Annotated in this window: 8 protein-coding genes; 2 read left to right on the top strand and 6 right to left on the bottom strand. The window is 55.6% G+C overall.

From position 1 onward, the window contains the following. Positions 1–121 precede the first annotated feature (121 nt). The 5 genes from ACR0IY_RS08230 to glyA form a co-directional block, all read right to left on the bottom strand. Positions 122–544: a universal stress protein gene (locus tag ACR0IY_RS08230; protein ID WP_480672081.1), complete on the bottom strand. Its 423-nt coding sequence runs from the start codon at positions 542–544 to the stop codon at positions 122–124. A gap of 80 nt (positions 545–624) precedes the next feature. Continuing rightward, the gene (locus tag ACR0IY_RS08225; protein WP_480672079.1) at positions 625–1,995 is read right to left on the bottom strand and encodes an alanine/glycine:cation symporter family protein; all 1,371 of its coding nucleotides are present in this window, start codon (positions 1,993–1,995) and stop codon (positions 625–627) included. Between the two features lie 24 nt (positions 1,996–2,019). Further along, positions 2,020–2,964: a lipoyl synthase gene (gene lipA, locus ACR0IY_RS08220; protein WP_480672077.1), complete on the bottom strand. Its 945-nt coding sequence runs from the start codon at positions 2,962–2,964 to the stop codon at positions 2,020–2,022. A 14-nt stretch (positions 2,965–2,978) separates the two neighbouring features. Beyond that, the gene (gene lpdA / locus ACR0IY_RS08215) at positions 2,979–4,358 is read right to left on the bottom strand and encodes a dihydrolipoyl dehydrogenase (protein ID WP_480672075.1); all 1,380 of its coding nucleotides are present in this window, start codon (positions 4,356–4,358) and stop codon (positions 2,979–2,981) included. Between the two features lie 11 nt (positions 4,359–4,369). Beyond that, the gene (glyA, locus tag ACR0IY_RS08210) at positions 4,370–5,623 is read right to left on the bottom strand and encodes a serine hydroxymethyltransferase (RefSeq protein WP_480672073.1); all 1,254 of its coding nucleotides are present in this window, start codon (positions 5,621–5,623) and stop codon (positions 4,370–4,372) included. 147 nt (positions 5,624–5,770) lie between these two features. On the opposite strand from glyA, the gene ACR0IY_RS08205 reads away from it, so the two are divergent. Together ACR0IY_RS08205 and ACR0IY_RS08200 are read left to right on the top strand one after the other, a co-directional pair. Continuing rightward, complete coding sequence (locus ACR0IY_RS08205) at positions 5,771–6,373, top strand: helix-turn-helix domain-containing protein (protein WP_480672071.1); 603 nt, start codon at positions 5,771–5,773, stop codon at positions 6,371–6,373. 680 nt (positions 6,374–7,053) lie between these two features. Then, complete coding sequence (locus ACR0IY_RS08200) at positions 7,054–8,334, top strand: NAD(P)/FAD-dependent oxidoreductase (protein ID WP_480672069.1); 1,281 nt, start codon at positions 7,054–7,056, stop codon at positions 8,332–8,334. Positions 8,335–8,564: 230 nt separating this feature from the next. Here the strand turns inward: ACR0IY_RS08200 and ACR0IY_RS08195 are convergent, their stop codons facing one another. Next, complete coding sequence (locus ACR0IY_RS08195) at positions 8,565–9,683, bottom strand: hypothetical protein (RefSeq protein ID WP_480672068.1); 1,119 nt, start codon at positions 9,681–9,683, stop codon at positions 8,565–8,567. Between the last annotated feature and the right edge of the window lie 183 nt (positions 9,684–9,866).

The raw sequence follows: 9,866 nt of genomic DNA, 5'->3' as shown, positions 1-9,866 counted from the left end.
CCCCAGCGGATACTGAACAGGCATCTCCCACCCAGCAAAATCAACCATCTTGCCACCCAACTCAACGTGCAAGTCATACAACGGAGTGCGTTTCGGTGAAGTCATCGTTTCAACCTTTCATTCAGCGGGACTGGTCACGAACGACCATGACGGTGCAATGCGCATTGCGCACGACGCGGGCCAGGTTCGGGCCAATCTCATAATTTGGGAAATCGCCCTTGGTCGATGCCATGACGATCATGTCGAAGCCGTCCTTGTAGGCGAGCTTTAGGATTTCGCGGTAGACGCTACCTTCTTCGATGTGGATTGCCACATCCGAAGCATTGCCGTGATCCAAAATGGCCTGAACCGCGTTGCGCACGTGTTCCTTGGCGCCTGCGCCATAGTTGGCGGGCAGGTTCGGCAGCTGGATGATCTCGGGGATGACGGCAACAGCATGCAATTCGGCACCGTAGAATTTCGCCTGTTCCAGTGCGACCGGCAGAGCCAGTTTCCACGAGTGGTCGTCAGTGTGATCGATAGGCAGCAGGATTTTCGTGGCCATCACGCCTCTCCTCGAGATTAAGAATTCTGTTTCAAAGGTGGGGGGCCGGGTGGCCCCCCCCGTTTTTCTTTGAACCGAGTTTATTCGGCAGGTGTACTTCCCGGCTCTTCGGACTGGCCGCCCGAGGCGAAGAACTCTTTCGTCAGCTTGAAGACGATCGGGCTCAGCAGGGCCAGTGCGATCAGGTTCGGGATTGCCATCATGGCGTTCAGCGTATCCGCCAGCAGCCAGATGAAGCCCAGATCCGCAGTCGCACCGAAGTAGATCGCAACAATCCACAAAACGCGGTACGGCATCAGGGATTTGACGCCCAGCAAGAACTCGACGCATTTCTCGCCATAGAAGGACCAGCCGAGGATGGTGGTGAAGGCAAAGATCGACAGAGCGATTGCGATTAGGTGACCACCGCCCGGCAGCGAGTTTGCAAAGGCCAGCGAGGTCAGTGCCGCACCCGACTCGCCCGAGGTCCATGCGCCCGACGAGATGATCGCCAGACCCGTGATCGAGCAGACGATGATGGTGTCGATGAATGTACCCAGCATCGCGATCAGACCCTGGTTAACCGGACCTTTGGTCTCGGCCGCTGCGTGCGCGATCGGAGCCGAACCCAGACCGGCCTCGTTCGAGAATACGCCACGTGCCACACCAAAGCGGATGGCGGCCCAAACGGCTGCACCGGCGAAACCACCTTCGGCAGCCGAGGGGGTGAACGCGTAGGTGAAGACCAGCGACAGTGCGTGACCGATGTTGCCGATGTTGATCAGCAGAACCAGTAGACCAGCGATGATGTAGGCAATCGCCATGAACGGAACCAGTTTACCGGCGACCGCACCGATGCGAGTGATCCCACCAAGGATAACAGCTGCGGTCAGAACCATCAGCACAACGCCGGTGACCGAAGTGTTCACACCGAAGTTCGATTCCAGAACCTGTGCAACACCATTGGCCTGAACACCGTTGCCGATGCCGAAGGCCGCGATTGCGCCAAACAGAGCAAATGCAACGCCCAGCCAGGCCCATTTCGCGCCAAGGCCGTTCTTGATGTAGTACATCGGGCCGCCGACGTAGTTGCCCAGCTCGTCCTTTTCACGGTATTTCACCGCGCAGACAGCTTCGGCATATTTGGTGGCCATGCCCACCAGGGCGGTCATCCACATCCAGAACAAGGCGCCCGGACCGCCCAGGAAGACAGCAGTGGCCACACCGGCGATGTTCCCCGTACCGATGGTTGCCGACAGCGAAGTCATCAGCGCGTTAAAGGGGCTGATCTGCCCTTCACCCTGACCTTCACGGCCTTTGAACAGCAGGCTGAAACCCGTGCCGATGCGCAGGATCGGCATGAATTTCAGGCCGACTTGCAGGAAGAAGCCGACGCCAAGGATGAGAACCAGCATCAGCGGCCCCCACACGACGCCATTTATGGCCCCTACGATTGAATTTAACGCTTCCATGGTTTCCCTCCCATTTGCGTTAGGTTATGCCCCGGTTGCCAAAGCCCGTTGGCGGGCCTGCTTGAGGGCGGCAAAGTCTTCGTCCGCGTGGAACGACGAACGGGTCAGCGGTGTGGCTGACACGTGCAAAAAGCCCTTGGAGCGCGCGACTTGCTCTAGTTGGGCAAACTCTTCCGGTGACCAGAAACGATCTATCGGGTGGTGTTTCGGCGTCGGTTGCAGGTATTGCCCGACGGTCAGAAAATCGACGTTGGCGGCGCGCAGGTCGTCCATCACCTGACGCACGTCATTCAGGGTTTCACCAAGCCCGACCATCAGGCCGGATTTGGTGAAAATCTCGGGGTTGGCGCGTTTGGCGTCATCCAGCAGGCGCAGGGACGCATAGTACCGCGCACCGGGGCGGACCGTAGGATAAAGATGCGGGACAGTCTCCAGATTGTGGTTGAACACATCCGGGGCGGCCTCGAACACAACATCAGCCGCATTGCCCTTGCCGAGAAAGTCCGGGGTCAGAACCTCGACCGTAGTGTCGGAGTTCTGGTGCCGCACGGCACGGATAGTCTGGGCGATATGCTCGGCTCCGCCATCGGCTAGATCATCCCGGTCGACTGAGGTGACTACCACATGGCGCAGGCCCAGCTTCTTGACGGCCGCAGCAACGCGTCCGGGTTCGAACACGTCCAGCGCATCCGGGCGGCCTGTCGCCACATTGCAGAAGGAACAGCCCCGCGTGCAGATCTCACCCATGATCATCATGGTCGCGTGACGTTTGGACCAGCATTCGCCGATATTGGGGCAGGCAGCCTCTTCGCACACCGTCGCCAGATTGTGGTCGCGCATCAGGCGGCGGGTTTCGTAATAATCAGGCCCTTCGACCTTTTTCTTGCGAATCCATTTCGGCTTGCGCGGGATGACACTATCGGCCTTTTTGGCCTTTTCCGGGTGGCGAGGGCGAAGCTGGATGGTCATCTGGCTGCTCCGGTTCAGGCGTGAATTGCTCGGCCCATGGCGTCCAGGCAGGCCTCTTTGACCGCCTCCCCCATGGCCGGGTGCGCATGACAGGTGGCAGCGACTTCGGCGACAGTTGCACCTTTAGTCATAGCGAGAACCAGCTCGGCAATCAAATCGCCACCATGGGCGCCACAGATATGCGCACCAAGAATTTTACCATTAGTATCAGATAGTACCTTGACCGCACCGTCTGTCTCGCCAGTGGAGCGAGCGCGTGAGTTGGCCATGAAAGCGAACTTGCCAACCGCATATTCGGTGCCAGCGTCTTTGAGAGCTTCTTCCGTCAAACCAACCGAGGCGACTTCGGGGTCCGTATACACGACACCCGGTACGGTATTGTAATCGACATGACCGGTCTCACCTGCCAGCAGTTCGACGCAGGCAACGCCGTCTTCCTCGGCCTTGTGGGCGAGCATCGGGCCGGGAACACAGTCTCCGATGGCATAGATGCCAGGAACTGAGGTCTGGAACGAGCCGTCCACTTCGATGAACCCACGTTGGTTTACGGCAACGCCCAAGTCTTCCAATCCAAGACCGCGGATCACAGGTCGGCGACCAACGGCGATCAGAACCTTGTCGGCCTCTATCACTTCTTCTTTGTCCTTGCCGACACGATCCATCGTCAGGGTCAGGCCCGCATCTGTTTTCTCAACCGATTTCAGCGCACGGCCCAGCTGGAATTTCAGGCCGCGCTTAGACAGAGCGCGCTGCGCCAGCTTGGCAATCTCGCCGTCGATGCCGGGCAGAACGCGGTCCAGATATTCAACCACGGTGACCTTGGCGCCCAGACGCGCCCAGACCTGTCCCAGTTCCAGACCGATCACACCGGCACCGACCACCACCAGATGTTCCGGTACGGTGTCCAATGCAATCGCGCCGGTGGAACTGAGGATGTCGCGCTCATCAATCTCGATCCCTGGCAGCGGGGTCGGTTCCGAGCCGGTCGCGATCAGGATGTTCTTGGCTTCATGGACGTCTTCGCCCACTTTGATCTGTCCGGCGGCAGGAATGCTGGCCCAGCCTTCAATCAGGTCCACGCCGTTTTTCTTGAACAGAAACGCGATGCCCTTGGTCAGGTCACCTACGATCTTGTCCTTGCGTCCCATCATCGCGGGCACGTCGATGCTGGCCCCCTCAACCGCAATGCCGTGGGAGGAGAGATGTGCAAGTTCGGCATATTTGGCCGAGGAGGTCAGCAACGCCTTGGAGGGGATGCACCCAACATTAAGACAGGTTCCGCCAAGCGCCCCGCGCCCTTCGACGCAAGCCACGTTCATGCCCAGTTGAGCCGCGCGGATAGCGGCGACATAGCCGCCCGGTCCACCACCGATGACAATGAGGTCGTAGGTCATTTCGTGTTCTTTCAGTAAATCGGGTGGCTTGCGCACAGGGCGTGGACTTTGGCGCGGGTCTCTTTCTCGACGGTTTCGTCTCCGTCAGGGTTCTGCGCTAGCGCGTCCAGCACATCACCGATCAGATGACCGATCTGCTTGAACTCATCCGGGCCAAATCCACGGCTGCACCCGGCGGCTGTGCCAAGGCGGATACCGCTTGTGACTGTGGGTTTTTCCGGATCGCCTGGGACGCTGTTCTTGTTGCAGGTGAAACCAGCGCGTTCCAACGCGGCTTCGGCGTCTTTTCCAGTTACGCCAATCGGGCGCAGATCAACTAGCATCAGGTGGTTTTCAGTGCCGCCCGAAACGATGTCACAACCGCGCGCCATCATCACGTTGGCCAGAGCCGAGGCGCTGTCGACAACGCGTTGCATGTACTCTTTGAACTCGGGCTTCAGCGCTTCACCAAATGCCACTGCTTTGCCTGCAATGACGTGCATCAGGGGGCCGCCCTGAAGGCCGGGGAACACAGCCGAGTTGATCTTTTTCGCCAGCGTTTCATCGTTGGTCATGATGATGCCGCCGCGCGGGCCACGCAGGGTCTTGTGCGTGGTCGATGTGACAACATGAGCGTGACCGATAGGCGAAGGGTGCAGGCCGGTGGCGACCAGCCCGGCGATATGTGCCATATCAGCCAGCAGCCAAGCGCCCACTTCGTCGGCAATGGCGCGGAAACGGGCAAAGTCGATCTTCTGCGAATAGGCCGACGCCCCGGCAATGATCAGCTTTGGCTTTTCGGCTTTGGCCAGTGCTTCGACCTGATCATAGTCGATCAAGCCCGCATCAGTCAGACCGTATTGAATAGGGCGGAACCATTTGCCGGATTGAGCGGGTTTCGCGCCATGGGTCAAGTGGCCGCCAGCGTCCAGAGACATGCCGAGAATAGTGTCACCGGGGCTGAGCAGCGCCAGCTTGACCGCACCGTTGGCTTGCGCGCCGGAATGCGGTTGTACGTTCGCGTATTCACAGCCGAAGAGCTTCTTCAGACGTTCGATGGCCTCGACTTCGACCTCGTCCACATACTCACACCCGCCATAGTAACGGCGACCTGGATAACCTTCGGCGTATTTGTTGGTAAGTACCGAACCCTGCGCGTCAATCACAGCCTGTGAGACGATGTTCTCAGATGCGATCAGCTCGATCTGATCGGCCTGGCGGTTGCCCTCGCGGCCGATCGACGCTGCAATGACTGGATCTGCCTCTGTCAGTGACGTTTTGAACATGGTCTTTTCCTCCGCAATCGAATCCTCGGTCCGAAACACAAGTTTCCTATAGTGGAAAAATTCCTCTTGAAGCAACAAAAATTTCTGTGAGTAAAGTTGCGCCGAATATTGGAATTTAGTAACCTTCAGAAAACCAAGGTGAAAAAAATGACTGACGACAGCCAGAATGACGTTTCAGAACCGGAAGAAAGCGATGAAGGTGCTGCCCTGGGTCGCTCAATCCGCGCAGCGCGCCGGGAAAAAGGCTGGACTTTGGAGGAAGCTGGGCGTGCAGCGGGAATCGGTCGTTCCACATTGTCGAAGATTGAAAACAACCAGACTAAGCCCAGTTTCGAGATTGTTCGGAGGTTGACGCAAGCGCTGGATCTGAAGCCACCTCAGCTGTTCATGCAGTCCGGTCAATCGGGTATCGCCGGTCGGCGCGATTTTACGCCAAAAGGAGGGGGGGAGTTTCGGGAAACCGCGACGTATCTGCACGAGTTGTTGTGTTCGGACCTGACCAGTAAGCGAATGTTGCCCTATGTGGCGACGATCCGGGCCCGTGACATTTCAGAATTCGATCCATGGATTCGCCACTCGGGTGAAGAGTTCATGTATGTTTTGAGCGGCGAATTGATATTTATTTCTGAACATTACCGCCCACTACCCATGAAGGCCGGAGACTCACTCTATTACGATAGCGGCATGGGGCATGGATGTGTGTCCACCAGCGAAGAAGACGCGCAAGTCCTGTGGGTGTCGTTGGAATAAAGCAGTAGCCACCATTTCAATCCGTAAGGAACACCTCTTCCGTCATTGACCATTGCCAACTGCCTGTTGGGCGAGGGGCACTAGAGAGGGGCTGGAAAATGTCCACTATTCCTGAGTTTTTGGGCCTTTGGCTATTTCAGCGATACCTGCCGCAAAATTCCCACCTTGGTATTCCCAATACATAATAAACTGGTTTTCCGACTTGGCCAGCACCCATGATCGCTGGCTGAAAACGACGAACAGTCTGTTATCCGAGCTAAGCCCTGACGAGTGAGTTTTTCATGGTCGGGAGTGCAGGCAAAACAAATAATCTGGGCCACGGCACCTAGCCGTTATTAGACCGCAGCGGCACTGCTAATGCCTGCCGTCTCGGTCGCATGACATTTCAAACCCCGGTTCACCGCCTCCATCTATTAATCTGCTCAGGATTGAGTTGAGGTCAAAACACGCAGGCGCGCGCAAATCCGTCAATCTCGATCGAAGTTTTAAGGTGCTGTACTTCGTTGCACTAATTTGATCATATAGCGCCTACAGAAAAAATCCTTTCAGCTGGAAAAGACGTTTGTCGCGAGGATGGTTAAGCAAATATATAATAATATTAGCTTGCTTCTTGAGGCCGAAGTCAAGCGCTTGCACAAGCATTGGCGTTTGATATAATTTGATCAAAAATGGAAAATCCGATGCACGTGAACTCTTACTACGCAGCAACTGCCCGTGACACAAACGGCTTTGCGCAGCTGGTCGAAAACCTGGACGTTGACGTCGCCATCATTGGTGGAGGTTTCAGTGGTGTAGCCACGGCCGTTGAGCTGGCAGAACGGGGCAAAACCGTTGCTCTGCTTGAGGCCAATAAGATCGGTTGGGGGGCCACGGGGCGCAATGGGGGGCAGGTGACCGGTAGTTTGTCGGGCGACACCGCAATGATCCGCGAGTTTTCCCGCGCGGTAGGATTAGAAGCCGAAAAGGTCGTCTGGCAAACCCGTTGGCGTGGCCATGACATCATAAAAAACCGGATCGAAAAATATGCAATCAAGTGTGATCTGAGTTTTGGCCACCTGCAAACCGCGATGAAATCTTCACATATGGAGGAGTTGAAGGCGATCCATGACGCAGGGCATGAACGCGGCATGGAGGACGATCTGGAGTTAATAGAGGGTCGGGACATCCCAACCTATCTAGAGACTGACATTTACTGTGGTGGATTGTTAAATCGCCGCAATATGCACTTGCATTCGATGGATTTGTGCGTCGGTGAGGCGCGCGCCGCTGAATCCCTGGGCGCACGGGTATTTGAGAACTCACATGTTCTGAAGATTGAACACGGTCCGCGCCCAGCTCTGGTTACAGAGCACGGACGTGTAACGGCGGATCGAGTTCTGATTGCGGGCAACGCCTACCATTTTCTTGAACAGAAAAGCGTAGGCGGAAAGATGTTCCCGGCCTCACTGGGCAACATGGCCACGGCAAAACTGGGCGAGGACGTGGCGCGCAAAATCAACCCATACAACCTTGCAGTGTATGATTGCCGCTTCATTCTGGATTATTACCGGTGCACGGCGGACCACCGGCTGATGTTCGGTGGCGGCACTAATTATTCGGGCCGTGACAGTAAGGATATCGGTGCGGAATTGCGACCTGCGATGGAGCGAACCTTTCCGCGCCTCAAAGGAGCTGAGATCGAGTTCAATTGGTCGGGTATCGACGGTATCGTTCTGAACCGTATCCCACAGGTTGGAAAAATCGGCGAGAATGTCTTCTATGTTCAGGGCTACTCCGGCCACGGCATTGCGTTGACCCATATTCTAGGAGAGATCATGGCCGAAGCCATCACCGGCAATCTCACCGAATACCTGATCTACGAGAATGTGCGTCATATGCAGCTGCCTTTCACCCGGTCGCTTGGCAGTCAGGCAATCGCAGTGGGGATGATGTACTACAAGCTGAAGGAAAAACTGCGCTAAAGCGTAAGCTGCCCGCAGCCTTGACTGAGACTACTCGGGTTAAGCACCGCTTGGTAAGGACCGCCATTAATGGCCGCAGTCTGTAAGTTGTTGTAGCGGATCAGTAATTGCGGTCGGAACTTGACTTATGCTGCACTCAGTATCAGGCCTCAATTGGATCGGGCTAATGGTAAATTTTGGAAGAAGGTCTAATAAATATTATAGTCGGCGCAGGTCGAAAACGCCGGTCATTACTCAATTGGGCCTAGCTTGGTTTGAATGACAAACCGCGTTGCCGGATCAGTTTCTTCATTTTTCAGGATCGTTTCGAATTGGTGATCCAATCGATTTTCGCCCCAGTCGCGCGCCGCAATCGCGATGTTGAAAGCCAGCGCGTTGTCTTCGTTCAAAGCTCTGGAAAAAATGTCGATGATCGGATCTCTTAGGTTTGGAGACGCCGTGCCAGCGTCGGCTAATGCACGTATAAGGCTTTGTCTGTCTTCTAGGTTCAGGGTTGTGTTTCGTAGAGCAGCACGGATGGTTTCCACTGCCATCGATCCGTCCAACTCCAATCCAGCTAGTGCCCAATCATAGATATAACCACGGCCAGTGCGAAGAGCTTGCGGGTAACGTGACCTTACGATTGCTACGGCTTCTGCATCATGCGCTTGCAGGCCCAAAAGACGAATTGATACGGGAACAAAGCTAATGCGGGTGATGTTGCGCAATTCTTGCATCAGCTGGTCAGTTGGGACCTTTGGGCGCAAAGCTTTAACATGTTGATACGGCGCTCGATCCAACTCGATCAAAGCGGTATCACGCAGAACAGGATCGTTGGAGCTTAAATACTTGGCAAAAAACTCAACGCGTTCTGGCGGCGTTGTGCTGCCAATGGGCCAACGTGTTGCTGCATATTCGAGATCTGTCAGGAATTTTTCTCTATCCGGGGTCAGTGTGAATATTCTTTTCCAGCTGCGCGAAAAGCTACGCCCAGCCGCGTCCTTGTCTATGGCGCCGTAAGTAAAAAGAATAAGCCTGCCCGGATCTTTGCGGTATGTCGCACGGGTCAAGCTGTCGACCAGAAATGGAATCTCGGGCAGTCTTTCAATGTCCTGCGGCGTACCCTTGATCAACTCCTTTGGTGCAAACCTGAACGGGTTATCTTGAGCGGGTCCGGCCAGAACAATTATGTCTGCAGAAATCAGATGATCTGCAAGCGACGCATCTGGAAGAGTTATGCACACCGTACAAGCATTGGTGGGGCGTGGTTGAGACATAACAGCTATCAAAACGCCTGCGACCAATAAGGGAATTCTTATTAACCGCAGAAAGCTACTACCGAGCGCGTGGCGAACAATACTAATAAACATTTAACGCACCCTCCAAACTTCGAGCGGCGAACGCGACGGATCACGTATTGCCCGAGTATTCCTTTATCACACTCAAAAGGCCATACGGATCTGACAATGCAATGCGCCCCGGGTATTGAATGTGCAGGTGCCCCTGATCGAACTCAAAGCGAATTTCTTTGGTGGCATGTAGAAATATTGTAC

It is taken from the genome of Ruegeria sp. BC1, from assembly GCF_056539305.1.
The sequence above is the reverse complement of the archived record's forward strand: the minus strand, read 5'-3'. Positions and strand labels throughout refer to the sequence as shown.